This is a genomic window from Streptomyces sp. NPDC012935, from assembly GCF_042900345.1.
In the GTDB taxonomy this organism is placed as follows: domain Bacteria; phylum Actinomycetota; class Actinomycetes; order Streptomycetales; family Streptomycetaceae; genus Streptomyces.
Genome location: NZ_JBIBBC010000012.1, coordinates 201368 through 225732 on the forward strand (window position 1 = coordinate 201368; position 24365 = coordinate 225732).

Annotated in this window: 23 protein-coding genes and 3 pseudogenes; 21 read left to right on the forward strand and 5 right to left on the reverse strand. The window is 68.8% G+C overall.

What is annotated here, in order from left to right:
* The first annotated feature begins 91 nt into the window (after positions 1-91).
* The 7 genes and pseudogenes from ACFY5C_RS27300 (at position 92) to ACFY5C_RS27330 (ending at position 7469) form a co-directional block, all read left to right on the forward strand.
* A complete protein-coding gene (locus ACFY5C_RS27300; protein ID WP_389448433.1) occupies positions 92-1045 on the forward strand; it encodes a HAMP domain-containing sensor histidine kinase in 954 nt (317 codons plus the stop codon).
* A complete protein-coding gene (locus ACFY5C_RS27305) occupies positions 1042-1707 on the forward strand; it encodes a response regulator (RefSeq protein ID WP_389448436.1) in 666 nt (221 codons plus the stop codon). The genes ACFY5C_RS27300 and ACFY5C_RS27305 overlap by 4 nt, the downstream gene beginning before the upstream one ends.
* A gap of 120 nt (positions 1708-1827) precedes the next feature.
* A complete protein-coding gene (locus ACFY5C_RS27310) occupies positions 1828-2232 on the forward strand; it encodes a hypothetical protein (protein ID WP_389448439.1) in 405 nt (134 codons plus the stop codon).
* Positions 2233-2303: 71 nt separating this feature from the next.
* Complete coding sequence (gene secD / locus ACFY5C_RS27315; protein ID WP_389448442.1) at positions 2304-4532, forward strand: protein translocase subunit SecD; 2229 nt, start codon at positions 2304-2306, stop codon at positions 4530-4532.
* Between the two features lie 909 nt (positions 4533-5441).
* Positions 5442-6080, forward strand: a complete 639-nt coding sequence (locus ACFY5C_RS27320; protein WP_389448445.1) for an NADPH-dependent F420 reductase — start codon at positions 5442-5444, stop codon at positions 6078-6080.
* 433 nt (positions 6081-6513) lie between these two features.
* Positions 6514-6873 (forward strand): annotated as a pseudogene (locus tag ACFY5C_RS27325) (pirin family protein); the annotation flags it as partial.
* Between the two features lie 380 nt (positions 6874-7253).
* A complete protein-coding gene (locus ACFY5C_RS27330; protein WP_389448624.1) occupies positions 7254-7469 on the forward strand; it encodes a pirin-like C-terminal cupin domain-containing protein in 216 nt (71 codons plus the stop codon).
* A 48-nt stretch (positions 7470-7517) separates the two neighbouring features.
* Here ACFY5C_RS27330 and ACFY5C_RS27335 read toward each other — a convergent pair.
* Positions 7518-8015 (reverse strand): annotated as a pseudogene (locus ACFY5C_RS27335) (oxidoreductase); the annotation flags it as partial.
* A 69-nt stretch (positions 8016-8084) separates the two neighbouring features.
* Here ACFY5C_RS27335 and ACFY5C_RS27340 point away from each other — a divergent pair.
* Positions 8085-8621, forward strand: a complete 537-nt coding sequence (locus ACFY5C_RS27340) for a TetR/AcrR family transcriptional regulator (RefSeq protein WP_389448448.1) — start codon at positions 8085-8087, stop codon at positions 8619-8621.
* A 671-nt stretch (positions 8622-9292) separates the two neighbouring features.
* The gene (locus tag ACFY5C_RS27345; protein ID WP_389448451.1) at positions 9293-9883 is read left to right on the forward strand and encodes a hypothetical protein; all 591 of its coding nucleotides are present in this window, start codon (positions 9293-9295) and stop codon (positions 9881-9883) included.
* 527 nt (positions 9884-10410) lie between these two features.
* On the opposite strand, the gene ACFY5C_RS27350 is transcribed toward ACFY5C_RS27345, so the two are convergent.
* The 3 genes from ACFY5C_RS27350 to ACFY5C_RS27360 all read right to left on the reverse strand — a co-directional run bounded on the left by ACFY5C_RS27350 (position 10411) and on the right by ACFY5C_RS27360 (position 11472).
* Positions 10411-10548 carry a hypothetical protein gene (locus ACFY5C_RS27350; protein WP_389448453.1) on the reverse strand — a complete coding sequence of 46 codons (138 nt, stop codon included), beginning with the start codon at positions 10546-10548 and terminating at the stop codon, positions 10411-10413.
* A gap of 94 nt (positions 10549-10642) precedes the next feature.
* Positions 10643-11233 carry a hypothetical protein gene (locus ACFY5C_RS27355; RefSeq protein WP_389448456.1) on the reverse strand — a complete coding sequence of 197 codons (591 nt, stop codon included), beginning with the start codon at positions 11231-11233 and terminating at the stop codon, positions 10643-10645.
* On the reverse strand, positions 11230-11472 hold the full coding sequence (locus tag ACFY5C_RS27360) for a hypothetical protein (protein ID WP_389448459.1): 243 nt from the start codon (positions 11470-11472) through the stop codon (positions 11230-11232). Before ACFY5C_RS27360 ends, ACFY5C_RS27355 begins: the two co-directional genes overlap by 4 nt.
* A 644-nt stretch (positions 11473-12116) precedes the next feature.
* Here ACFY5C_RS27360 and ACFY5C_RS27365 point away from each other — a divergent pair.
* From ACFY5C_RS27365 to ACFY5C_RS27410, 10 genes are all read left to right on the forward strand, one after another.
* Positions 12117-12227 (forward strand): keywimysin-related RiPP, encoded by a 111-nt coding sequence (locus ACFY5C_RS27365; protein WP_389448462.1) that lies wholly within the window; start codon positions 12117-12119, stop codon positions 12225-12227.
* Between the two features lie 26 nt (positions 12228-12253).
* On the forward strand, positions 12254-14110 hold the full coding sequence (locus ACFY5C_RS27370) for a lasso peptide isopeptide bond-forming cyclase (protein ID WP_389448465.1): 1857 nt from the start codon (positions 12254-12256) through the stop codon (positions 14108-14110).
* 29 nt (positions 14111-14139) lie between these two features.
* Entirely contained in the window at positions 14140-14394 is a 255-nt protein-coding gene (locus ACFY5C_RS27375; RefSeq protein WP_389448468.1) for a lasso peptide biosynthesis PqqD family chaperone, read from the forward strand.
* The gene (locus ACFY5C_RS27380) at positions 14391-14825 is read left to right on the forward strand and encodes a lasso peptide biosynthesis B2 protein (RefSeq protein ID WP_389448471.1); all 435 of its coding nucleotides are present in this window, start codon (positions 14391-14393) and stop codon (positions 14823-14825) included. The genes ACFY5C_RS27375 and ACFY5C_RS27380 overlap by 4 nt, the downstream gene beginning before the upstream one ends.
* Entirely contained in the window at positions 14822-16681 is a 1860-nt protein-coding gene (locus ACFY5C_RS27385) for an ABC transporter ATP-binding protein (protein ID WP_389448474.1), read from the forward strand. Before ACFY5C_RS27380 ends, ACFY5C_RS27385 begins: the two co-directional genes overlap by 4 nt.
* 1064 nt (positions 16682-17745) lie before the next feature.
* Positions 17746-18699 (forward strand): hypothetical protein, encoded by a 954-nt coding sequence (locus ACFY5C_RS27390; protein WP_389448477.1) that lies wholly within the window; start codon positions 17746-17748, stop codon positions 18697-18699.
* 378 nt (positions 18700-19077) lie between these two features.
* The gene (locus tag ACFY5C_RS27395) at positions 19078-19632 is read left to right on the forward strand and encodes a DUF6431 domain-containing protein (protein WP_389448627.1); all 555 of its coding nucleotides are present in this window, start codon (positions 19078-19080) and stop codon (positions 19630-19632) included.
* A gap of 104 nt (positions 19633-19736) precedes the next feature.
* A complete protein-coding gene (locus tag ACFY5C_RS27400) occupies positions 19737-21095 on the forward strand; it encodes a DDE-type integrase/transposase/recombinase (RefSeq protein WP_389448480.1) in 1359 nt (452 codons plus the stop codon).
* Complete coding sequence (locus ACFY5C_RS27405) at positions 21092-21907, forward strand: ExeA family protein (protein WP_389448483.1); 816 nt, start codon at positions 21092-21094, stop codon at positions 21905-21907. Before ACFY5C_RS27400 ends, ACFY5C_RS27405 begins: the two co-directional genes overlap by 4 nt.
* A 131-nt stretch (positions 21908-22038) precedes the next feature.
* Complete coding sequence (locus ACFY5C_RS27410) at positions 22039-22371, forward strand: hypothetical protein (protein ID WP_389448486.1); 333 nt, start codon at positions 22039-22041, stop codon at positions 22369-22371.
* On the opposite strand, the pseudogene ACFY5C_RS27415 reads toward ACFY5C_RS27410, so the two are convergent.
* Positions 22316-22636: pseudogene (locus tag ACFY5C_RS27415) on the reverse strand (helix-turn-helix transcriptional regulator); the annotation flags it as partial. The gene ACFY5C_RS27410 and the pseudogene ACFY5C_RS27415 overlap by 56 nt on opposite strands.
* Positions 22637-22712: 76 nt before the next feature.
* On the opposite strand from ACFY5C_RS27415, the gene ACFY5C_RS27420 reads away from it, so the two are divergent.
* Both ACFY5C_RS27420 and ACFY5C_RS27425 read left to right on the forward strand, forming a co-directional pair.
* On the forward strand, positions 22713-23498 hold the full coding sequence (locus ACFY5C_RS27420) for a hypothetical protein (RefSeq protein WP_389448489.1): 786 nt from the start codon (positions 22713-22715) through the stop codon (positions 23496-23498).
* A 120-nt stretch (positions 23499-23618) separates the two neighbouring features.
* Positions 23619-24167, forward strand: a complete 549-nt coding sequence (locus ACFY5C_RS27425; RefSeq protein ID WP_389448492.1) for a hypothetical protein — start codon at positions 23619-23621, stop codon at positions 24165-24167.
* Positions 24168-24365: the final 198 nt, after the last annotated feature.

Here is a 24365-nt window from a genome sequence, read left to right on the forward strand (position 1 = left end):
AGCAGTGGCCGCAAGGAGTGCTCGGGGTACGTGGTGACCGACAGTAGAGACAAGGCCGTGTCCCGAAGAGGCAGAGGAAGGCGTCATCCCGGTGTCCCTGTTCTGGCGGATCTTCGCTCTCAACGCCGTGGTGCTCGGGACCGCGACCGCGCTGCTGTTGTGGGCTCCGGTGACAGTTTCCGTACCGGTTCTGTTGACCGAAGCAATCATCCTCGTGGCGGGCTTGGTGGTCATGCTGATCGCCAATGCTGCCCTGCTACGGATCGGATTGGCGCCCCTGGACCGGCTCACGAAGCTGATGACCACCGTCGACCTGCTGCGCCCCGGACAGCGGCTGCCGGAACACGGACACGGCGGGATCGCCGAGCTGATCCGCACCTTCAACGCCATGCTGGAGAGGCTTGAGCATGAGCGGGCCGCGAGCAGCGCCCGTGCGCTGCTCGCGCAGGAGGCCGAGCGGCGCCGCATCGCCCAGGAGCTCCACGACGAGGTCGGCCAGAGCATGACCGCGATCCTGTTGGGGCTGAAACGGGCGGCGGACGAGGCGGACGAGACCCTGCGCGGTGAGCTGCACCAGGCGCAGGAGATCACCCGGGAGAGCCTGGACGAGGTGCGCCGCCTGGTGCGCCGGCTGCGGCCGGGCGTCCTGGAGGATCTCGGCCTGGTCAGTGCCCTGACCTCGCTGACCACAGAGTTTGCAACCCACACGGGGCTGCGTGTGGTGCGCCACTTCGATGCGGCCCTGCCCGATCTCGATGAGCAGAGCGAACTGGTGCTGTACCGCGTCGCCCAGGAGGCTCTGACCAACGTGGCCCGCCATGCCGAGGCCGGTCGGGTGGAGGTGAGCCTGCGCCCCACCGACGGCATGGTGGTGCTGGCCGTCGCGGATGACGGCCGTGGGACAGGAGTCGCGCGCGAAGGCGCGGGGATCCGGGGGATGCGTGAGCGGGCCCTACTGATCGGGGCAACGCTGGAGGTCACCTCCCAGCCGCAGGCCGGCACGCAGGTCCGGCTGGCCGTGCCCGTCGTCAGGGAGCAGCCATGACCGCGACCGATACGCCAGTGATCCGTATCCTCCTCGCCGACGACCATGCGCTGGTGCGTCGCGGCGTGCGGCTCATCCTTGACCGGGAGCCAGACCTTCAGGTCGTCGCCGAGGCCGGCGACGGTGCCGAGGCCATCGCCCTGGCCCGAACTCACGAGGTCGACTTGGCCGTGCTGGACATCGCCATGCCCCGGATGACCGGCCTGCAGGCCGCCCGCGAACTGAGCGCGCTCAGGCCTCAACTGCGTGTGCTGATGCTGACCATGCACGACAACGAGCAGTACTTCTTCCAGGCGCTGAAGGCCGGCGCCAGCGGATACGTGCTGAAGTCCGTGGCCGACCGCGACCTGGTCGCGGCCTGCCGGGCCGCCATGCGCGACGAGCCTTTCCTCTACCCGGGCGCGGTCACCGCCCTCATCCGCAACTACCTCGACCGCGTCCGCCACGGCGAGGAACCCCACGAGCAGGTCCTCACACCCCGAGAAGAAGAGGTGCTCAAGCTCGTCGCCGAAGGCCACTCCTCCAAGGAGATCGCCGAGATGCTCTTCATCAGCATCAAAACCGTCCACCGGCACCGGGCGAACCTGCTGCAAAAACTCGGCCTGCGCGACCGCCTGGAACTCACCCGCTACGCCATCCGCGCCGGCCTCATCGAACCCTGACCGGCCCGGCCCTGCTGACTGCCTCAAGGGTTCGCTTGCCCACTTCCCAGCCGGGACCTTGCGGCCTCCGACAGACCCAGCGCCGCCCAGCCACCAACGACAACAAGAAGGGGACGGCGCATGGCACGCTCCTTGCACGCCGTCCCCCGCGCGGGCGGCATCGGCCCGGCAGCGGTGATCGCTGTCCTGCTCGCTGTCCTCACAATCCTGCTCGGCCCGCCGGCACACGGCAGCACGTACCTCTCCGACGGTGTGGCACCGGCGTCCGGTGCCGTGTGGGCCAGCAGTGGACCGTACGCGGACGACGGGCACGCCGCCGTCTGCAACGCCCTGGTCCGAGCTCCTCGCGACACCCCCGCTGAGCGGTCCGCACCGCCGGTCACCGCCGCCCTCACCTCGGACTGCGGGGCCCACATCCCGCCGTCGCCCGCTCGCTTGAACCCGCTGGCGGCGAGCCCGCCCGCTTCCCCTTATCCGGCAAGCCGTCACCAGGGGCGGGCACCTCCTCCGCGCCCAGGCACCTGAGCGTCTCTCCCCTTCTTTCCCTCGACCGCGGCCGCTGTCCCTGGCCGCGGTGTGCCTGCCGGAGGCCCACTTTGACCCGCGCCCTGCGCATCCGGGGGCTGCTCGCCCTCGCTGCAGTTGCCCTGTCGCTGTACATCACCTTCACGGTGCCCGTCCACCTCGGACTCGATCTGCGCGGCGGCACGCAGATCGTGCTGGAAACCCGCCCCACCGCCACCGCTGACGCCGACAGCGAAGCCACCGACCGCACCCTGGAGGTGCTGCGCGGCCGCATCGACGCACTCGGCGTCGCCGAACCCACCCTCGCCCGCTCCGGCGACAACCGGATCGTCGTCGAACTACCCGGCGTACAGGACCCGTCCAAGGCCGCGGACGTGCTCGGCCGCACCGCCCAGCTCACCTTCCACCAGGTCGTCGGCACCGCCACCGGCGCCGACGACACCGCCAAACCGCTGCCCAAGCGGCCCCGCCAACAGGTTCTGGCCGACGAGTCCGGCCAACTGCTCCGTCTCGAGGCGAGTGCGCTGACCGGCAAGGACGTCAGGGAGGCCGCCGCCCGCTTCGAGCAACAGGGCGGCGCGGGATGGCAGGTCACCGTCGACTTCGCGGGATCCGGCCGCGACGGCTGGGCCCGCCTGACCGGCAAGGCCGCCTGCCACCCGGCGGGAGATCCCTCACGACGGGTCGCCATCTTGCTGGACGAGAAGATCATCTCCTCGCCGCAGGTCGACCCCTCGGTCGGCTGCAGCTCGGGCATCAGCGGCGGCTCCACGCAGATCACCGGCTCCTTCACCGCCGCCGAAGCCAAGGAACTGGCGCTGCTCATCAACGGCGGCGCTCTGCCCGTACCCGTGGAGACCGTCGAGCAGCGCACCGTCGGCCCCACCCTGGGCGCGCAGGCCATCACCGCCAGCGCCTGGGCCGCCGCCGTGGGCACCGCGCTGACCGCGCTGTTCATCATCGCCGTCTACCGGCTCATGGGCGCGTCGGCCACCGTGGCGCTGGCCTGCTACGGCCTGATCTCCTACGCCGCCCTGGCCGCCCTCGGCGCCACCCTCACACTGCCCGGACTCGCCGGGTTCGTTCTGGCGATCGGCATGGCCATCGACGCCAACGTCCTCGTCTTCGAACGCGCCCGCGAGGAGTACGCCGCCCGACTCCGGCCCAGCCCGCGCTCCTCGCTGACCTCCGGGTTCCGCGGCGCCTTCAGCGCGATCGCCGACTCCAACATCACCACCCTCATCGCCGCCGGCCTGCTGTTCATCCTCGCCTCCGGACCCGTGCGCGGCTTCGGCGTCACCTTGGGCATCGGTGTGCTCGCCTCCATGTTCAGCGCTCTGGTCATCACCCGCGCGCTCGCCGACCATGCCGTCTCCCGGCCCTGGCTGCGCCGCCGCCCTCGCCTGACGGGCATCGCCCACACCGGCACCGTCCGGGACCGCCTCACCCGCAAGAACCCCCACCTGATGCGCCGGCCCCGGCGGTGGCTGGCCGCCTCCGCCGCCGTCCTGGTCCTGGCCGCCTCCGGGATCGCCGTGCGCGGCCTGGAGTTCGGTATCGAATTCACCGGGGGCCGCCTCATCGAATACACCACCGCCACTCCCGTCGACCCCGACCGGGCGCGCGCCACCCTCGCCGACGCCGGGTTCCCCCGCGCCGTCGTCCAGACCTCCGGCGACAACCAACTCACCGTCCGCACCGACCAGCTGACGAATGCGCAAGCGGCCACCGTCACCGAAACCATCAGCACTCTGACCAGCCGCGCCGACAAGCTCCGCGACGAAGCCATCGGCCCCAGCCTCGGCAAGGAACTGCGCCACGGCGCCCTGATCGCCCTCGCCGTCGCCCTTGGCGCCCAGCTCCTGTACCTCGCTGCCCGCTTCCGCTGGCTGTTCGGCACCTCCGCGGTCGCCGCCCTCGCCCACGACACGGTGATCCTCGTCGGAGTCTTCGCCTGGCTCGGCAAACCCATCGACGGCGTCTTCCTCGCCGCGCTGCTGACCGTCATCGGCTACTCGGTCAACGACTCCGTCGTCGTATTCGACCGCATCAGAGACCTGAGCCGACGCGACGGCAAGGCACCTTTCGCAATCATCGCCAACCGAGCGCTCCTGCAGACCCTGCCCCGCACCGTCAACACCGGCATGGGCGCCGCCTTCATCCTCACTGCCCTGGCCGTCCTCGGCGGCGACTCCCTCACCGACTTCGCCCTCGCCCTGCTCATCGGCCTCGCCGTGGGTACCTATTCCTCCATGTTCACCGCCACACCCCTCGCCGTCGAACTCCATGAACGCATGTAGGCACGGCTCACTGCCGCCGGCGTTCGCCGAGGTCCTCCTGGGGTGGTTCTCGCGTCTGCTCGGCGGTGGGCCTGCCGCCGCACCCCGCCGTCAGTGCGGCCGGCACTCCGGCGGGGAAACTGGCGGTCGTCCCCGGTCGGTTCGCGGTTGAACTCCGGTCCTGCTCCTGTGCATCCTCCACGCGCCCAGCACCGACGAGGTGCAAGAGGCGGCCGAGTAGCGGCAGATCACCAGCACCGTACCGGTGGCTGTACCAGCGCTGAGTCGGCAGAAGAGTGATGGCGGGACCGCGTGCGCTGCACTAGCCTGCCCGTGTCGCCGGAACGGCTGTCGGAACGATCGTCGCTCATGCCGCATCTCCCTGTGGGGTTGGGGACGGACGGCCTTGCTGATGTCCGTGCGGGATGGCGTAGGCGCCGCTCCGCCGACCTGACCGAACCCTGCCCCAGCGCCCCCACAAACCGGCAGCGCGATCATTGGAGTGGCCCGATTTGCCCTCTTGTTAACGGCAGTAGCAGGACACGGCCGGCGTACGTGGGCCAAGGAGTCGCCTACCGTCGGCTGCGCCCGGCGACATCCGTGACGGTGAGGATGAGAGCGTGCTGTTCGGGCCGACTCCGCCGGCGAACCGGCAGCCGCAATCGGCGGCGTAGGCACGAGTCGATGTGCCGACAAAACGCCTGGGGATGTACCACATTCCCCATACGTCAGCAGCCCGCTCGTGTCGGCAACCAGGTGACAGTGACCGGCCTTCACCCACAGCCGTCGAGCATCGGGATAGGGATGCATCTGCGCCCTTCGGCGTCCTGAACGCTGCCGCGGCCCGTCGCGCCGGGGCCAGCCCTGTCCATTTGCAGGCCGACGGACCCTACGGCGTCGTACGCTCCGCCGACCCGGAAGGCAGCACCAGTGAAGATCAACATTGTGGGTCCCGGAAACATGGGCCGCGCCATCGCCACCCGTGCCCTGGCCGGCGGCCATGGTGTGTGCCTGGTCCACCCCGACGCCGACCGTGCTCGGGCACTGGCCGAGGAACTCAAGCAGCGGTTCCCTGACGGCCAGAGCGACTGGGCCGCTTCGGTGGAGGCGGCCGATGTCACCGTGCTCGCACTGTGGTACGACGCGGCATCGCAGGTCGCGAGATCCTTGGGGTCTGCGCTGGACGGGCAGGTCCTGGTGGACATCTGCAACCCCATCGACGTCTCGACCATGGATGGGCGGGTGACACCCTCGGACAGCTCGGCTGCCGAGGAGATCCAGAAGATCGTCGGCACGGGCGTGAAGGTCGTCAAAGCGTTCAACACCACCTTCGCCGGCCCACTGATGACAGGCGAAGGCCATGACTTCCCGCTCGACGTCCTGATCGCCGGAGACGACTCATCAGCCAAGGACAAGATCGCGGACTTTGTCCGCGCCGGCGCGATGCGCCCGTTCGACGTCGGACCCCTGCGCAGAGCACGGGAGCTGGAGGCGATCGGATTCCTGCACATCTCCCTCCAGCAGCAACTCCAACTGAACTGGCAAAGCTCGATCAAGATCCTTCCCTAGACAAGCTGCGGCGGGACCGTGCTGCGCGAAAAGAAGCGCACTCCGGCTCGACTCACCCGTAGCAGCCAAGGCCCTGGAACTCACCGGGCGGTCCAGCGGAGACGACGCTGCCTCCTGCGGCGGCGGAGGACGACCGTCAGGTCCACCGATGCGACCACAGCGAATGCTGCGCACGCTCCCGCCAACACCGGTCGGGCGCCCCTGTAGGTGAGCCGCTGCCGCAGCCTGCTGGTTCGAGCCGTGCCATCTCGAGTGCTGCAGCTCGGTTGGCCGGTGATGTATGGGCTACGTGCGTGGCGCCAGCCGCGTCCGCGATCGGCATCTGCTGTGATGGCTGGGATTAGGTGAAACCCCAGCAATGTGGGCTGCTTCCGTTGCAGGCCATCCCCCGCCGACCTTCTCGGCGCGAGAGCCAGAAAAACGAGGTGCCGTGATGAGTGGACCAGTCGGCGTGGTCGACGCGCCCCCCGCGTTGGCCGACGTCGGCCACCCCACGGCTGCTTGTGTGGAGGTGAGCGACAGCCGCGAGGAGACGGTCGGGAAGATCCGCGTGCGGCGAGCGCTGCCGCGCCGGGGCCGCCGCACGGTCGGTGCCTGGTGCTTCGCCGACCACATGGGGCCGGCAGACGTCACCGAGAACAGCGGCCTGGACATCGGCCCGCACCCGCACATCGGGCTGCAGACCGTCACTTGGCTCACCGATGGACAGGTGCTTCACCGCGACAGCCTCGGCTCCGAACAGGTGATCAAACCCGGGCAGCTCAACCTGATGACCGCCGGCGGCGGCGTCGCCCACGCGGAGGAGGCCACCGGCCACTACCGGGGCACCCTGGAAGGGATCCAGCTGTGGATCGCCCTGCCGGAGACCACCCGGCAGGGGCCGGCCGCCTTTGAGCACCACTCCGAGCTGCCCCGGGCCGACCTGGACGGCGGCGCGGGTGCGGCCACCGTCCTGATCGGTGACTTCGCCGGTCTGGCCAGCCCAGCCCGGCACGACACACCGCTGGTGGGGACTGACCTGGACCTGCGGGCACCGGCCACCGTGCCACTGCGCACCGACTTCGAGTACGCCCTGATCGTCCTGGAAGGAGCGGTGGCCGTCTCTACGGCAGGCCGCTGCTGCCGGGCAGGCTCGGATACCTTGGCGAAGGCCGTGACGAACTCCACCTTCAAGTGCGCGAACCGGCCCGCGCGATCCTGCTCGGTGGCGAACCGTTCCCAGAACCGATCCTCATGTGGTGGAACTTCGTCGCCCGCACCCGCGCCGAGATCGACGGCGCCCACGCCTCCTGGTCGGCCCAGGACGATCGCTTCGGGCGCGTCCGCTCCGCCCTGCCCCTCATCCCCGCAACGGCCCCTTTCTGGAAACAGGCCGAAGAGAACCGGTAACCGAGCCGCTGGCCGGCAGGAGCAACTGTCTAGCCGGGCCGCGTCCGATCACGCGGCGCCGGCGAGGAGATTCTGCGACAGGTCCCACAGGCGCCGCGCGCCCGCCGGGTCGACGGCATAGCGGGCGACGCCGTGCAGGGTGCCGGAGCGTCGGTCGACGATCTCGGTCTCGTTGCAGTCGACGAAGTAGCGGCCGCCGACGCCTTCGAGCAGCGGCGAGGTGGCGAGGAGCGCCGATGTGGCGGCGCCCTGTTCGACGGTCTTGATCAGCTCGGCGGGGACGCGGCCGCTGCCCCGGCCACCGGTGTGCCGTTGCAGGTTCGTGTAGATGGCGCCCGGCATCAGGGCGTTGGCGGTCTTGGACTGCCCGTAGGCCAGCCACGGGTCATAGGGGCGGAAGGCGAAGTTGACGTCGTCCCACACGATCGGCGACTGCTGATGGCCGGTGGAACTCACCACCACAACACGGGCGTTGCCGTCGGCGGCCAGCGCGCCGTGCAGGCCGGTGGCGAGGGCGAAATGGCCCAGGTGGTCGGTGGCGAACTGCCTCCCGTTGCTCGACGTCCCGTCGGTCCCCACCACGGCGACCTGCGCAACTCCCTCCTGCAAGCGTCCTTGGAACTGGTCGGCGAGCGAGGCCCCCGCGACTTCACGCTGGCCGAGGCAAGCCGTCGGGCCGGAGTGAGCGTCGCGGCGCCGTACAAGCACTTCGCCGACCGGGACACGCTGCTGGCGGAACTCGCCATACAGGGCTACCGCGAGCAGCGGAATCGCTTCGCCGAGGCCATGAGCGGCAGCGAGGGCCCCGTCGAACAACTGGCCTCTTTTGCGGCGGCATACGTCAGATTCGCTACCGAGGAACCTGCTCTGTTCGATGTGACCTTCAACGCGGGACTCGACAAATCCAGGTTCGCCGAACTGGCCTCGGCTGGCGACGAGGTGGCCAGCCTTTTGCTGCCGGTTGCCCAGCAACTCGCGCCATCCCCGGAAGCCGCGTTCGACCTATTGCTCCGGATCGCCGCCGCCGCGCACGGCCTGGCGGTGTTCCTACGGCAGGGGCTGTTCGGCATGGGGAGCGCGGCCCTCTCGGACACCGAGGAGAAGGCCGCCCGGACGGCCCGAGCAATCACGAGACAAGGCGCTGGCTCGTGATCACCTACGAGGCGAGCCCGAGCTCACAACCATAGGCCCAGCAAGCGCCAGGGCCACGTTCGTGAGACTGATCCACGGGGACACGGACTGAGACAAGCCTGAAGCCACGCGTCACAGCGTCGCCGCAGAGTCCGGCCAGTGAGATCCCACATTCAGCCTACGAACGCCACAGGTGCTTAGAGCAGGAAACCGCCCGCCCTCGATGGTTACGGCCAAGCAGCCTGACGGCATCATGGCCTTGTGGGGTCGCTTGTACCTGACTGTGGGAGTCGCTTCATGAGCGGTTCTGTCGATGTCGCTTGTTTTGACGGCACCTGGGCCCTTGCTGCGGGAACCTGTGCCTCGTTGCAGGAGGCCGTACGGGTGCGTCGAAGGGGGAGACCCTGATGGACCGAGATAGTCCCAACGAGCAACCGACCGGACTGCGCCGAGGTCTCAACGGAATCGGCCGCATGCTGATAGCGGCGGCCACAGTTGCCACCCCGTCTCCGGCCGAGAAGGCGAGGCGGGCTGCGGAGAGACAGCAGGAAGCGGGAGAACGTGAGGCACTGCGCGTTGCCCGCGCGGCTCAGAATCCGACTGCCCGTGCCGTCTACACACGTAACGCTCTCCTGTACTGGGTGCATCGGCAGCACCACCATGGTGACCGTACGCCAGCCTGCAATGCTTTCATGAGGTCTCTCGACGCTTCGTTCGAAGGAATTCCACTAGAGCTGGAGGACTTGCGGGAAGCGATGGAATACCTAGCCGAACGAGACCTTGTGGAACTGATCCAAAAGGCGAACTGGACTGACCCCGGGTATCGGGAAATCCATACCGCGCAGCGGCTTTCCCTGACTCGTCTAGGACTCGACTGCGCAGAAAGCGGGATGACTGTGTCAGAGTTTCTCTACCCCAGGCCCACATCAACGGGGGACACCTACAACACGACGGTCCAAGCCGGAGCTCAGGGCACCCAAATCGGACGCCAGAACACCATGAACAACACATGGGGTCTGGAACCGAACGCGCTGCTGCAATTCGCGAAGGATGTGCTGACGAAAATTCCCGAGCTCGGTCTCGATGAAACCGCTGAAGCCGAGCTCGGTGAGGAGGCCACAGCGCTACGCGACGAAGCATCAGCTCAGCAGCCGAACCCAACAGCACTGCGCCGTGCGTACGACGCCGTCATGGGCACGCTAGGGAGGGCTCCAGAGTCAATGGCTAGTCAGTGGCTGCACGAGGCCGGCACGGCCGCTATCAACAGCACGCTCGGCGGATAGAGCTCCGGAACGCGGTGCCTCAAAGGGTCCTGCGGATGCGTCCCGTGGTGACGTCCCACTGCCGTATGGGCGTCGCCGCTCGTCGCGAGTGTCCGGCCGTCGGGCGAGATCGCCACGGCCGAGGGGTAGCCGGTGTGACCTTGGAACTTAGAGTGGAGTCTCGTATACGTTGATGACCTTCACCCCGGTCGATCCCTCGGTCCGCTCCCAGGGGACCCATACCGTTCCCTCTTAGGTGCTTCCGGCATCGACGGTGTGAGTGACCCATTTCGGTTCTATTGTCAGTCCGTCCCCGTCGAGGAACGCAAACGCAATCTTGTACTGGACGGGGGCTCGGGTGGTGTTGCGGATCGTGTAATCGGCGGAGAATACGCGGTGACCGTCGCGTTGTTCGGTGCCGTATCCGGCCCCTTGACCGGCGACGCCGGGGATTCGGCAGCGGGTCTCGGCGTGTGGCTGCAGGCGGTCAGGATGGCGAGGAGAACGGCGGCGGTGCAGGCCATGATTCGTCTGCGCATGACGGCCCTTCAGGGGATCAGGAAGGCTATGAACAGGGCGAGCGGCAGGAAGACGAGTCCGGTGGCCATCAGCCAGCCGACCTTCCAGGACGTCTTGTCGCCGACCTTGAACAGCGTCATCAGCACAAGACAGAAGAACAGAGGCACGGCGATGATGGTGCTGGCTCCTGAGCCCATGGAGGTCCACTTTCTGCGCGGTTGCCCGGGGCCGTGAGGGCGGCCCCCGGGCAGGGTGCCAGGGTTAGGGGGCGATGTGGTCAACGAAGCCGGTGAACGGATCATCGCAGTGGACGACGCCACCCCGACGTTCGCCGGGCCCGTCACCGATGTACGGCACAGGCGGGTCGACTCCCCACGGGTTGCCGCCGCTGCCGCGCTCGACAACGTCGCACTTGCCGTAGGCGTGACCGTTGCCGGCCGGGAGGTTGGAGAAGTTCCTCCAGTCGCCCGGCTTGATCCGGCTGTTGGACGGACGGGCGAGGCTGTCGGTCATCCTGTCGCCGATGTACAGGTACAGGTCGGGCATGTAGTTCTGGAAGACGATGTCGTTGGCCGGGAGCGCATCGCGGTTGTCGGCCTTGTGCGAACCGTCGCCCCACGGCCGCGGCAGTTCCACCCAGACCGAGCCGGGCTTGCGTACGGGCGGAGTGGGGACGTTGAGCGTCTTCGCGAGCTGGGGCACGAGCCGGAAGCGGGCGGTGTGGTACTGGATGGCGACCTTGCCCTTGCCGGTCAGGCAGGGCGATCCGGCCGGGGCGGCGCAGGTGGACATCGAGCACGCGTGCGCCTCGACGAGCCGGCCGGCCTCCCTCGTCGCCGTGGGTGCACTCATGAGGTCCACCAGGGCAGGGTGCCTCGCTCGCGGGCGTCGTCTTTCGCGACGCGTGCCCGGGCGGCGGCCCACTGGTCGGCAGCGCGCTCGCCGTCGCGCAGGTAGTCAGCGCGGGCGCCGGCGTAGGCGGGGCCGGGCTGGCTGAGGCCGCAGGCCCAGCAGCTGACCCGATCCGCGCGGGCGGGGCAGGCGGTGGCGTGCCCGCAGCGCGAGCAGCGGCGCTCCGAGTCGCGGGCCACCGCGTCGGTCTGGCCAGGCGGCCACGTATAACACTCCCCCCGGTCCGGGCTGGTCAACTCGCGTTTGTGGCAACCACCTCGGTGAGATGGGCGGATACAGCTCATGCGGTCCTACCGCTCGAGTCCGCGCTTGAACTCGCGGATACGTGGTCCGTTCGTTTGAGGTCACGATAGGGAGGCCCGGCCCTGGCCTCGGGTCGTCTGCGAGGCGATGGAGAACGGCGGCAAGTATCCAGCTATTCAGACAGGAGGAGCGGGGGCAGGGAGCGCGGTGGGAGCGGGGTGCGCCCCGGCGGCTCTGTCCGGCTCCCGTCAGTGTGCCTCTTCGCCACGCCCACCGTTCACTTTTCGGTGCGCTGGTCGAAACGTTTTTCCGTGCTTGCGTGCACACGGGCTCGCCCTGTGTTTCATTTTTGACGACTCCACGAGTCGCAGCACTTTTCTCCGACCATCTTAGAATTTTACATATGATCCCATTTTCTTTAGTGCCCTTGCCATGGCCTCAGGTTGAGCAGATAGCTAGATACTGCGTCGCTTCTCGTTCCGGGCTCCGGATGGGCCTGGGGCAGGACGGCAGTGAACCGGCTTGCTGGTTCCCGGTCGGCCAGGGGGGCGGTCGTGACACCTGTGTGTGAGGAGTGGTCATGAAGAAGGCTTATGAGGCGCCGACGCTGGTCAGGCTGGGGACGTTCCGCACGAAGACCGGGCTGCTTGGGCGCTCCGGCAACGACCGGCTCATCCTGAGCAAGAACTGACGGCCGACGGTTCCTGACCCGACGTCATGACTGAACTGCACGAGAGTGCGGGGACGGGCCCCGGCGACGCGCACTTCACGGTCTTCACCGACCGGGAGGACGCGGACGCCGTGGCCCGCTCCTTCGCCCGCCCCGGAACGCGAATCCTGCAGCATGCCTCGGGCCGGCCCTGGCTGGTGGGGCAGTGGCACGACGAAGAGATCATCTCCGTCCGCGTCGGCCACGCGGCCCTCGCCGTCATCGGCTGCTGCCCGGTCGAGACCGCAGAGCTCGAGCGCTATGCAGGCCGGTTACGGGATCTCGCCGAACTGGACTCGCTGGCCCGCTCGCTTCCCGGTAGCTTCCACCTGGTGGCCGCGCTCGACGGGCGGCTCAGGGTGCAGGGCACCGCGTCCGGCCTTCGGCTGGTCTTCCATGCCTGCGTTGACGGGGTACAGGTGGCTGCCAGCCGCGCCGATGTGCTCGCCGCCGTGCTCGGCAGGGACCCTGCCGAGGAGCAGCTGGCCGTGCGGCTGTTGTGGCCGGTTCCCCATCCACTCGCCGAGGCACCCATGTGGCGAGGCATCACCGCCGTGTCCCCGCAGGACGCGCTGGTCGTCTCGCCGGACGGCCGGACTGTACGCCACTCGCGCTGGTGGACACCGCCAAAACCGGTGCGCACGCTTGCCGATGGCGCCCCCCTCGTCCGCGAAGCCCTGGCCGCGGCGGTCGATGCACGTACCCGGCAGGGTGGGGTAGTCAGCTGCGACCTATCAGGCGGCCTGGATTCCACCTCCATCTGCTTCCTCGCGGACCGCTCAGCGGCCCGGGTGGTGGCCAGCACCTGGCCGGGGCGCGACCCCGCCGACACCGATCTGTACTGGGCCGAACAGGCTGCCCGGTCGATGCCGGACATTGACCATGTGGTCTGGGATGCCGCTGCCTCGCCGCTGGTCTACACCGACCTACTCGGCATCGATGACCTGCTGGACGAGCCGACCATCGGCGTCATGGACCGCTCCCGGGTCTTGCACCATCTGCCTGCCATGGCGGAGCGGGGCAGCCGGCTGCACCTGACGGGTATCGGCGGCGACCATGTGGTCTGGTGCTCGGAGGCGTACTATCACCGACTGCTGCGCACCCGCCCCTTGTTTGCGCTGCGCCAGCTGCGTGGCTTTCGGGCTCTGTGGCAGTGGCCGCTGGGCGGCACGGCACGCGCGCTGGCCGACTCGCGGCCGTACGGGAAGTGGCTGGCCGACTCCAGCGGCCGCCTGCGAGACCCGCTTCCGGCCACCGTCACCACCAGCCTCGGCTGGGGCATGCCCCCTCGCCTCTTCGGCTGGGTCACCCCCGATGCCGAACGGGCAGCTGAGCGGGCGTTGCACGAGGTCGCCGTGACTGCTGTCCCGCTGCACCCGGACCGCGGTCTGCACGCTGACCTCGAACAGATCCTTTCCTGTACGCGCATCATCCGCCAGTGGGACCGGATGGCCGCCCGGGCCGGCGTACCGATGGCCTCGCCGTTCCTCGACGACCGCGTCATCGAGGCATGCCTCGCCGTACGCCCGAGCGAGCGCGTCACGCCCTGGCAGTACAAACCCCTCCTGACCACTGCCATGAACGGGATCGTGCCCGATGCGTGCCTGCGGCGCACCAACAAGGCCGCCGCTTCCATGGACGCATCCAATGGACTGCGCGAACACCGCGCCGATCTGCTGGCGCTCTGGGAGGACTCCCGGCTGGAACAGATGGGCCTGGTCGACGGCGCAGCCCTGCGCCGGCTCGCCCAGCGCCCGGCCACACCCGAACTGCGCGACGCGATCCTCTACTCGACCATCGCCGCCGAGGTGTGGCTGCGCGGCCTGAACCGAACCACCGGCCCCACGGCTCCCGCCTCCGCATAACCACCGTTGCTCAGCAGAAAGGCATCCGCATGCCATTGAAGTTCGGCGCCAATGTCTCCACTGCCCAGACGGACTACGGCACGATCCTCCTGGACGAACGCGCCGGGGAATACTGGGAGCTGAATCCCACCGCCACCCTGGTGGTCGACACGCTGATGGCGGGCGGCGACGAAGCCGCCGCGGCCGCCGCGCTCTCCGACAAGTTCGACATCGACCTCGTCCAGGCGAAGCAGGACGTCAACGCCCTCGTACAGCAACTGCGGGCCTCGGGGCTGGCCGGATGACGACGCCCAGTGCCCTTGAACGGCCCACTGGCGTGCCCTTCACCGGGCGCCTGGCCGCCCGTCTCGTCCTGATTCCCGCCCTTGTGCTCTCACTCCTGCCGCCCCGCCGGATCCGCGCCGTGCTCCACCTCGCATGTCGCGGAGCTACGCCGGCCACCACCGCACAGGCCAAGAACGCACGGGACGCGATGTGCGCGGTGAGCCTGCGCTGCGCAGGCCCGAAAGGCTGCCTGCCCCGGTCCCTGGGAGCCGCGCTGCTGTGCCGCCTGGGAGGGAGCTGGCCGACCTGGTGCACAGGAGTACGTGTGGTGCCGCCGTTCACGGCGCACGCCTGGATCGAGGCGGACGGCCGCCCCGTGGACGAGGGCGTGCCCGACGATTACTTCACCCGGCTCATCACCGTCGCTCCCGGGAGCCGATCGGGCCGATGACCGACACCGCCGTGGATCAGGCACAACCGGAGGTCGAGGGGGACCGTTCCACCCGGGCCGCGGTCGCCACCATGTTCCGGCTGACCGCCGGCCACCGGACTTCGGCCCTCGTCGCCACCGTGCTCACTCTGATCGGCTCCGCCCTGGGGCTTGCTCAGCCGCTCGTCGCCAAACAGGTCGTGGACGCAAGCGGACGGGGACAGATGTTATGGCCCCTGCTGCTGCTCCTGGCCGCACTGTTCGTCACCGAAGCGGCAACGGGCGCGGTAGGCCGCTTCGTCCTGGAGCGCATGGGCGAAGGCGTCGTACGAGGGCTGCGCCACAGTCTGGTCGGGCGGTTGCTCCGGCTGGAGATGAAGGAGTACGACCGGCACCGCAGCGGCGACCTGATCTCCCGGGTCACCGCCGACACCACCCTGCTCAGAGAAGTCGTCTCCCAGGCACTGGTCGACCTGGTGACGGGCGCCCTCGTCGCCGCGGGGGCGATCGTCCTCATGGTGTGGATCGACCCGCTGCTGCTGTTCCTGGTCGCCCTCACCGTGGCTGCCGCCGCCGTGATCGTCGCCTCGCTGCTGAAAGGCATCCGGGCTGCCTCCGAACGCATGCAGACCTCCGTCGGCGCGATCGCCGCTGACCTCGAACGCGCCCTCGGCGCCCTGCCGATGGTTCGGGTTTACCGAGCCGAGGACCGTGAAGCGGCCCGCATCGGAGAGCGCGTCGAGGCGGCCTACAGTGCCGGCGTACGGACCGCGAAACTCGCCTCCGTGATGAGCCCCGCGGTTGAACTCGCGGTCCAGGGGTCTTTCCTGGTCGTTCTGGTCATCGGCGGCCTGCGGGTAAACGACCACGCCAACTCCCTCGGCGACCTGGTCGCGTTTCTGCTGTACGCCTCCTACTTGGTCCTTCCGCTGTCCTCGGTCTTCCGGGCGGTCGGCCTGATCCAGCGTGGCATGGGGGCATACCAGCGCATCGAGCAGGCCCTGTCCCTGCCGGCGGAGCCCTCCCAACAGATGTCGGCCGTCCGGGCATACACGAGCGAACCGGCCCGGCAGACCGTCTCGTACCAGGAGCCCGCTCTCGCCCTGCGCAATCTCAGCTTCGGCTACGCCCCGGACCGGCCGGTGCTGCGCGGCGTCTCGTTCACCGTCCCTTACCGGCAGCAGACAGCCCTGGTCGGCCTGTCGGGTGCCGGAAAGAGCACGATCTTCGCCCTGCTGGCCAGATTCTACGAACCGGACTCCGGGACCCTGCTCTTCGACGGCCTGCCCGCCACCGCACTGAGCCGCACCGCATGCCGCGAGCGCATCGCCATCGTCGACCAGAACACCCACGTCGTCCACGGCACCCTGTGGGACAACATCACCTACGCCGCACCCGACGCCACCGAGGCCGAGGCACGACGCGTCGTCGAGCTCGCTCAGCTAGAAGGGGTCATGCGGCGGCTACCTGGCGGCTTGTCGGGAATGCTCGGCGAGCGCGGCACCACCCTGTCAGCAGGAGAGCGCCAGCGCGTGGCCCTGGCCCGCGCCCTGCTCGCCCGCCCCTCGATCCTCCTGCTCGACGAGCCCACCTCCCACCTCGACACCATCAACGAGACCGCCCTCACCACAGTGATGAAGGACGCCGCCCGGGAATGCGCCCTGCTGGTCATCGCACACCGGCTCTCAACGGTCCAGCACGCCGACCAGATCGTCGTACTGGACAGCGGCCGCACCGCCGCCCGCGGACGTCACGAGGAACTGCTCACCACCAGCCCCATCTACCGCAAACTCGCCGCCGGACAGATGCTCCGCCCGGCAGCCGCCCGGACCTCCGCCGACACGACCATCCGCCCCCATCCACGCCACCCGCTGTGAACCGGACACGGGCACGACGCCGAGAGCGCCTCAGCTTGGCATGCAAGGTCTGGAATCGGGTTTGGCCCGCCGCCTGGAAGCAGCCCATGGCGAGATCCGCAGGCTCCGCACTGACGCCTCATGACATGAGCGGGACGGGCGTCTCGTTGCGGCTGCGACTACCTGCGCCGTGATGCCCGGGCGGCGCCAGCAGGTTCCGGATCCCGATGACGTCCTGGCCGGTGCGTATCGCGATCCGGGCTACCGGTCAGACCCCCGGTGTTCTTTTCACGAAGCGGCGAAGGTAGTTGGGTCCCTCAGCCTTGTATTCCATGCCGCATCACCCGACGGAGTAGGGCGGACGAACGGCACTACCCACGCCCTTGCTGAGCCTCCAGATGTCCCCAGTCGCCGTCCACCGGCGTCCAGTTCGCCAACAGCTCCTCTGGCGACCACTCTTGCCGCACGCCCGCCCCTTTGACCTCGAGCACTCGATCAGACCAACGACCGTGCCCGAGGCAGGAAACGTGGCTCGTCCTGCTACCCACGCCCTACTTTGCGGCTGGTGTCTGAGCTAGGACACCGGGGCCGTCACGAGGAGTTGACGCCTGCGTCGCGGCCACCCAGATCACTTTGAGACAGTCACGCGGGATTCGTCCTTGCCTTGAGCTGGGCATAGCTACGGTTTGCTTACGGATCGACACGTTGCGTGTCGATCTGTGCGAACCGATACAGGAGCAGCGGGCAGGGCTTGGACCGTCTGCGATGGGGCGGGGCAGATTCGGGCTGTGACTCTGCTGTGACAGCAGGCAGGAGCGCAGGATGGCGACAGAAGAACAAGCAGTGCAGGAAAGCGGTGTCCTCGAGGACGGCAGCCGGGCGACACCCCCGTCACAGGAGGAAGTCTCCAAGGCGGAGGCGGCCCGAAAGGAGCTCGGCGCGCGGGGCTATGACGTCTCGGTCAAGACGTCTGGTGGGGTTTGAGATCCACCTCAACGCTGGGGCGGCCGCGTTGGCGGGCGACATCGCGGAACTTATCGGTGACGTGGCAGGGGAAGCGCTGCCGTCGCCAATAAACAAGATCGTTGAGGCGTACTGCAAAGATCAAGACGTTGTGGATCAAGGAGGTCGGCAACACCTACGGCTGCAAGCTGGTCTCTCCCTGGATCGCTCCAGGCATGCTCATCCCGATCAGTCTGAAGCCCAACGAGGACACCAAGCTGTGGTGGACGGTCTACGAGACCCGGGAGGAATGGAGCAAGGACGAGAAGTTCACCGCCCACCACAGCGCCTCGAACCCGGCGCTGGCCGAACACCAGGGCAAGCTGTACTGCGCCCACCGCGGCTCACCGTCCGGCTCCAGGCTCTGGTGGACGGTCTACGACCCCGACAAGGGATGGAGCGAGGACACTTTGTTCGGGGCACATTCGAGCGAAGGTAGGCCGGCACTGGCCTCCTTCGAGGGGCGGCTCCACTACGTCCACCGGGGCAGCGACTCGGCACACCTGTGGCACACCACCTGGACCCCTTCCACGGGATGGACCCGCGACGTCAAGCTGAACGTCGGTACCTCGGCGAACCCGGCCCTGGCGGTCTACGACGGCAAGCTCCACTGCGTGTACCGCGGCAACAACACCACCGCCCTGCAGCACATCAGCTACAGCACCAGCGCCGGATGGGGCACCGAGCGCCAACTGGACGCCCATCACAGTCTGGAAGGCCCGGGCCTGGCCGTGTTCGACAGCAAGCTGTACTGCATCCACCGCGGCCACGGCGGCAACGACCAGAAACTGTGGTGGGCCACCTACACCACCAACGGCGGCTGGAGCGCCGACAGGGACTTCCCCGCTCACTCCAGCGGAGCCGGCCCCGCGGTGATCGCCTACCGCGACAAGACGGGGACAAAACCAGCTCCACGTCGTCCACCGCGGCTACGGCAACCGCGCCGCCGGCACCGACACCGACACCGCCGAGGACGAAGCACGCCTCGCCGCAGAACAACGCGCATGGGCCGCAGAAACGGCCACATCCTGATCTGAGCCCAGGACGATCCGGCGGAGGCTGCCCCAGGCGAGTGCCGGGCCACGGCCGGATCGCTCCTGCGACTGCACGAGGTAGCCGTGCGAGGGAAGGACACGAACGGCAGTCCGGCCTATGGAACGATCTGCCGTACTTCCCTCTCCCGCACCCCGCAGCAGCCAGGAATGTCCGGCATTGGTGAACTCTGCTCAGCCGTCGAACAGGCTGATCCGTGTTGGACGACTCTCTGCATGAGTACGAAGGCGGGGGCCAGCGACAGTCGCGGTGGACATGAGTGCTGATCTTGGTGGGCAGTCTGACTCTGCTTCGTGCACGACGACACGGTGTGTACGCGGTGGAGGTGCAGGGTGCTCATCGTCGATGTCGATGTCGTGCTCGTGGAACGCCAGTTGCGGGCGGGTGAGCTGACGTGTCCGTCGTGCAGGGCCGCGCTCGCGCCGTGGGGACATGGCCGGCCGCGGGAAGTCCGCGGTGATCTCGGGTCGCGTCTGTTCGTACGTCCTCGCCGTTCGCGCTGTATTGGGTGCGGTGTCACGCACGTGCTGCTGCCGGAGATGCTGTGGCCGCGTCGGATGGATGTGGCTGAGGTGATCGGGGCCGGACTGGAGATAGCCGCCCTGGGTATGGGCCACCGCCGGGTCGCCGCCCATCTGGGGCTGGCGGAGGACACCGTCCGCGGCTGGTTCCGCCGCTTCCGTCGCAGGTCGGAGGACGTGCGCCGGTACTTCACCGTCGCCCTGGTCGCCCTCGCGGACGATCCAGTGATGCCCGCGCCGACTGCCTGTCCGCTGGCGGACGCGGTTTCGGTCATCACGGCCGCCCATCGGGCGGCCGTGATCAAGTGGCCTCAGATGAACACCGTGTCGCGGTGGGCCTTTGCCGGCCGGGTGATAGACGGCCGGGTCCTGACCTGTGCTTCTTCTGCTAGTTGATCAACACGGGCCGCCCCTGGGCGGTGAAGGGAGGCGCCGGGAGTCTTGATCGTGTCCGTCCGAGACAGGGCGGACGCTGATCGAGATGCGAGGAGAGTCCGCGCATGGCATCGAGCGAGGACGAGGACCGCCGCCGGGCGGAGAAGGCCCGGCAGGTCGGTCTGTTCCGCTATTCCCTCATCCAGGACCTGCTGGACGCGAGTCTGACGTCCCGGGAACGTGGCCGTCTGGCACGGGAGTTGTCGCAGAAGGAACACACTGATCCGTTCGGCCGGCAGGTGAAGGTGTCCAGGGGCACGATCGATCGGTGGACGCGGGACTACCGCGGCGGCGGGTTCGCCGCGCTGGTGCCCGAGCCGCGCAAGGCGGTCCCCAGGACGCCGCCGGAGGTGCTGGAGCTGGCGGCCGCGCTGAAGCGGGAGAACCCGGGCCGCACGGCGGCGCAGATCCAGCGGATCCTGCGGACCACGCAGGGCTGGTCGCCGACCGAGCGGACGCTGCAGCGGCACTTCGTCGCGGCCGGGCTGACCGGGGCAGGTGGCGAGGAGAAGAGTGTGTTCGGCCGGTTCGAGGCCACCCGGGGCAATGAGTTGTGGACCGGGGACGCTCTGCACGGGCCGAAGATCGGCGGCAGGAAGACGTACTTGTTCGCCTTCATCGACGACCATTCCCGGGCGATCGTGGGCCACCGGTTCGGGTTCGCCGAGGACACCGTTCGCCTGGCCGCCGCCCTGCGGCCGGCGCTGTCCGCCCGCGGTGTCCCGGAATCGATCTACGTGGACAACGGGAGTGCCTTCGTCGACACGTGGTTGCTGCGGGCCTGCGCGAGCCTCGCGATCCGGCTCACCCACTCCAAGCCCGGACGGCCGCAGGGCCGGGGCAAAATCGAACGGTTCTTCCGCACCGTCCGGGATCAGTTCCTGGTCGAGCTCGACGAGGAACGTGTCGGCCAGATTGAGCATCTCAGCGAGCTGAACAGGCTGTTCACCGCCTGGGTGGAGACGGTCTATCACCGCACGGTGCACTCGGAGACAGGGCAGCCTCCGATCGAACGCTGGCTGGGTTCGATTCCCAAGCCGCTGCCGCTGCCCAGCCCCGCTGATCTTCGGGAGGCATTTCTGTGGTCGGAACTGCGGACGGTGACGAAGACCGCGACGGTCAGCCTGCACGGCAACACCTACGAGGTCGACCCGATGCTGAGCGGGATGAGGGTCGAGCTGGTCTTCGACCCGTTCGACCTGACGGAGATCGAGGTCAGGGCGTCGGGGAAGACGGCAGGGAAGGCGGTTCCGCACCGGGTGGGCCGTCACACACACCCGAAGGCGAGCCCGGAGACGCCGGCGAAGCCGGCGCAGTCGACCGGGATCGACTACCTGAAGATCCTCGACGAGACGCACGCAGGGAACACCGCCAAGGGCATCAACTACTCGTCCCTGCTGGACGACGGGCGGGGACAGCAATGATCGACCGCGTTCAGGGGTACTACGGCTTCACCCGCATCCCCTTCGGCCGGGACCTGGCCCCATCGATGCTGCACCAGCACCACTCGCACCGGGAGGCCGCAGCCCGCATCGCGTGGTGCATCAACAACCGGGCGATCGGCGTGGTCACCGGCGAGGTCGGTTCCGGCAAGACCGTCGCCCTCAAGGGCGCCGTCTCCTCGCTGGATCCGGCCCGGTTCACGGTGATCTACCAGCCCAACCCGGAGGTCGGCATGCGCGGCCTCTATGACCGCATCGTCACCGCGCTGGGCGGCACCCCCAAGTTCCACCTGGCCGCACTGGCAGCCCAGGCGTCCACCGCGCTGGCCGCGGAGGTCGACGAACGGGGCCGAACCCCAGCCGTCGTGATCGACGAGTCGCACCTGCTCGACCACCACGAGCTGGATGCCATCCGCATGCTGACCAACTACGACATGGACTCCACGACGCCGTTCGCGGTGTTGCTGATCGGCCAGCCCACCCTCCGCAAGCGGATGAAGCACGGCGTCCTGGCCGCCCTCGACCAACGGATCGCGATCAGCTACCAGATGCCCACCATGACGAAGGAGGAGACCGCCAGCTACATCAAGCACCACCTCACGATCGCCGGACGGCAGGACACCCTGTTTTCCGACGACGCCGTCGAGCTGATCCACCTCACCAGCCGCGGCCTGCCCCGCTCGGTCAACAACATCGCCTGGCAGTCCCTCATTGCCGCCTTCACCGAGGAGAAGGGCATCGTCGACGAGTCCTCCACACGCCTCGCCATCACCGAGACACACGCGACAGAGTGACGACGAAGCCGACACTGCGTTCACAACGACCCCGGCGGCCTGACGGCCGCCGGGGCTGTTTCACCTCACCCCGTCAACAACCAGACCGTCGCCCTCGTGCACATGCTCAGCGTCGCTCAACACTCGCGGCCATGTCTGGCATGGAGCGCGAGTACATCCGTGACCGCACCCTCGAAGGACACGAGTCCGCCCGCAAGCACGGCAAGACCATCGGTGGCGCGGGCGTGACTGACGAGTCCATGCTGTCCATGGCGCTCCACCTGCGCGACCAGGAGATGAGCCTGCGCGACATCGCCAAGCGGCTCGTCATCACCAGCGGCACGAAGAAGGGCCGGCACCCCTCGCCCGCCACCGTCATCCGCCCACCGATCATGCCGCACCGGCTGAGCGGCGGGTCTGCCGACTTGGCTACCGGCCCTGGGCATGCCGGAACGCGCCGGGGGTCGCACCGGTGTGGCGGGTGAAGAACTTGCCGAAGTTGGTGGGCTCGGGGAAACCGAGGCGGCGCGCGATGGTCGCCACCGGCTCGTCGGTGTGCGCAAGCAGCCGCCTGGCCTCCAAGGCGACGCGGCTGTCGATGACGTGCTTGACGGGTTGTCCGGTCGCGGCCGTGCAGGCTCGGGTGAGGGTCTTGACGGTGTAGCCGAGGCGGTGGGCGTAGTCGGCGGCGCGGCGGGTGGTGGCGTAGGAGCGTTCCAGTTCGGCGCGGAAGAGGGCATACACCCCGCCGCGCCGAGCCCGAGGGCGACGGCCGCTGCACCGCGTGCGCCTCCACGTTCACCGACCACTTGGAAGGAAGGACCTCGTGACACGAACGCACACCACGTTGTCGGCCGCGCACCACCAGCGTCCCTTCACCGGCGAGGCGGGCCGGTGGGAGAAGGAACGCACCCGCGCCCTGCGCACCGGACACCTCTGCGAGGGCACGTGCTCGGCCGCGCGCCGGCTCGTGCTCGTGCACGAACGCACCTCGTGGGGCTGGCTCGCCTGGGCTGTCCCCGGTGACGGCACGTCGCCCGAACTGCCTGCGCAGATCGGGGTCCTCGTCCCGGGGGCGACACGGACGCCGCGGCTGGCGGTGCGCTGGCTGCTCAGGCGTCCCGCACACCGCATCGCCCTGGCCCCCGCAAGCCGTGCATCTCTGCGGTTCTCCACCACGGCCGTGGCGGCCATCACCCTCGTCGCCGCCCCGTACGCCCTGAGCCGCGGCATCCCCGTCGGCCTGGTAATGCCCGCCATGCTGCTCGCCCCACTGCTCACCGAACATGCGCCCGACCGGCTCGACGACCGGGCGGGCGGGCACGTCCGCAGCGTCGACGGCAACGCCGCCTGCTGCTACCTCCAGCGCCTGGCCGCCCTGCAGACGTACCTCGTCGGTGCTGCAGCTGGGAGCGACCGCTATGAGCTGCGCCGCTCGGCCGAGATCGGCCACAACGTGCTGTGGGACGCCGCCGACCTGCTCCACGCCCATGCCCAGGACACCCGCGAGGTATCGGCGCAACTGATCGGCCTCGAACGGCTGATGGTCCGGCTCGCCGACCAAGCCGCCCAGGCCCTCGAGCACATCCGCGCCACTGCGGCATCCGGCTAGGCGGGCCAACCTCACGGCGACGAAGGCCCCCTGGGCCCGCCTCCACCCGGCTACGAGCGAGCAATGCCGCCCACACCCGCGCCCGACCCCGCCACTGCGCCGCTGAAGGGATCGCGAACCATGGCCAAGGCCCGCTCCGACGATTCAGTCCGTACCACCGACGTGTACCTGCTCTTCGCGCACGAGCCGTACTGCCCAGACGACGGCGCCCAGGAGATCAACGCGACCGTGGTCGCCGTAGCCTCGCTGCTCTACCGCCAGGTGCGCCAGCCCGACGGCGCCCGGATCCACGACCGCCTCACCCAGGCACGCGCACCGGGTGAGATCGTCCCGTTGGCCACCCTCACCCACGAACTGGGCGGCGGCACCGGCTGGCCGTACGTCGGCGACTGGGAGAAAGTCACCACCGGCCTCGTCCGGCTCATCCGCGCAGGGGAGTGCGACGCCCTCGGCCTCGGCCTGTCCGAGATCGCCCGTGCCCTCGTCTGCACCGGCCCGAACAGCCACGTGGGCACCCTCGAGACCGCCCCCGGCCAGACCCTCACCTATGGCCCGAAGGAACGCGCCGCCGTCCTAGCCGAGATCGGCACATACCTCGCCTGCCTCGTCGCCGAACAGGACCTCTGGCCAGGCGGCAACCTGCTGACCCCGCTCTTCCCGCAGGCGTGAGGCTGTGTGTGAGCAGTTCGCAGCGACCAGCTCGTCAGGCAGGTCCAGCCATGGGAAGCGGTGAACCGGTCCGGATCGCGGTCCTGCCTCTCGGTCGGGCCGTTGCTCCGGGCCGCCCGTGCCTGTCGTGCGTTTCTCAGCGCGGTGCTCTCCACCGGTGCCTCAGCTACACGGCGCGCATGGAATGGGAGTTGCGTC

Coding starts and splice junctions, on each gene's coding strand:
- ACFY5C_RS27305 (WP_389448436.1), top strand. CDS start 1,042: ATGACCGCGACCGATACGCCAGTGATCCGTATCCTCCTCGCCGACGAC.
- ACFY5C_RS27310 (WP_389448439.1), top strand. CDS start 1,828: ATGGCACGCTCCTTGCACGCCGTCCCCCGCGCGGGCGGCATCGGCCCG.
- ACFY5C_RS27345 (WP_389448451.1), top strand. CDS start 9,293: ATGAGGTCTCTCGACGCTTCGTTCGAAGGAATTCCACTAGAGCTGGAG.
- ACFY5C_RS27355 (WP_389448456.1), bottom strand. CDS start 11,233: ATGAGTGCACCCACGGCGACGAGGGAGGCCGGCCGGCTCGTCGAGGCG.
- ACFY5C_RS27365 (WP_389448462.1), top strand. CDS start 12,117: ATGAAGAAGGCTTATGAGGCGCCGACGCTGGTCAGGCTGGGGACGTTC.
- ACFY5C_RS27370 (WP_389448465.1), top strand. CDS start 12,254: ATGACTGAACTGCACGAGAGTGCGGGGACGGGCCCCGGCGACGCGCAC.
- ACFY5C_RS27375 (WP_389448468.1), top strand. CDS start 14,140: ATGCCATTGAAGTTCGGCGCCAATGTCTCCACTGCCCAGACGGACTAC.
- ACFY5C_RS27380 (WP_389448471.1), top strand. CDS start 14,391: ATGACGACGCCCAGTGCCCTTGAACGGCCCACTGGCGTGCCCTTCACC.
- ACFY5C_RS27385 (WP_389448474.1), top strand. CDS start 14,822: ATGACCGACACCGCCGTGGATCAGGCACAACCGGAGGTCGAGGGGGAC.
- ACFY5C_RS27400 (WP_389448480.1), top strand. CDS start 19,737: ATGGCATCGAGCGAGGACGAGGACCGCCGCCGGGCGGAGAAGGCCCGG.
- ACFY5C_RS27405 (WP_389448483.1), top strand. CDS start 21,092: ATGATCGACCGCGTTCAGGGGTACTACGGCTTCACCCGCATCCCCTTC.
- ACFY5C_RS27410 (WP_389448486.1), top strand. CDS start 22,039: ATGTCTGGCATGGAGCGCGAGTACATCCGTGACCGCACCCTCGAAGGA.
- ACFY5C_RS27425 (WP_389448492.1), top strand. CDS start 23,619: ATGGCCAAGGCCCGCTCCGACGATTCAGTCCGTACCACCGACGTGTAC.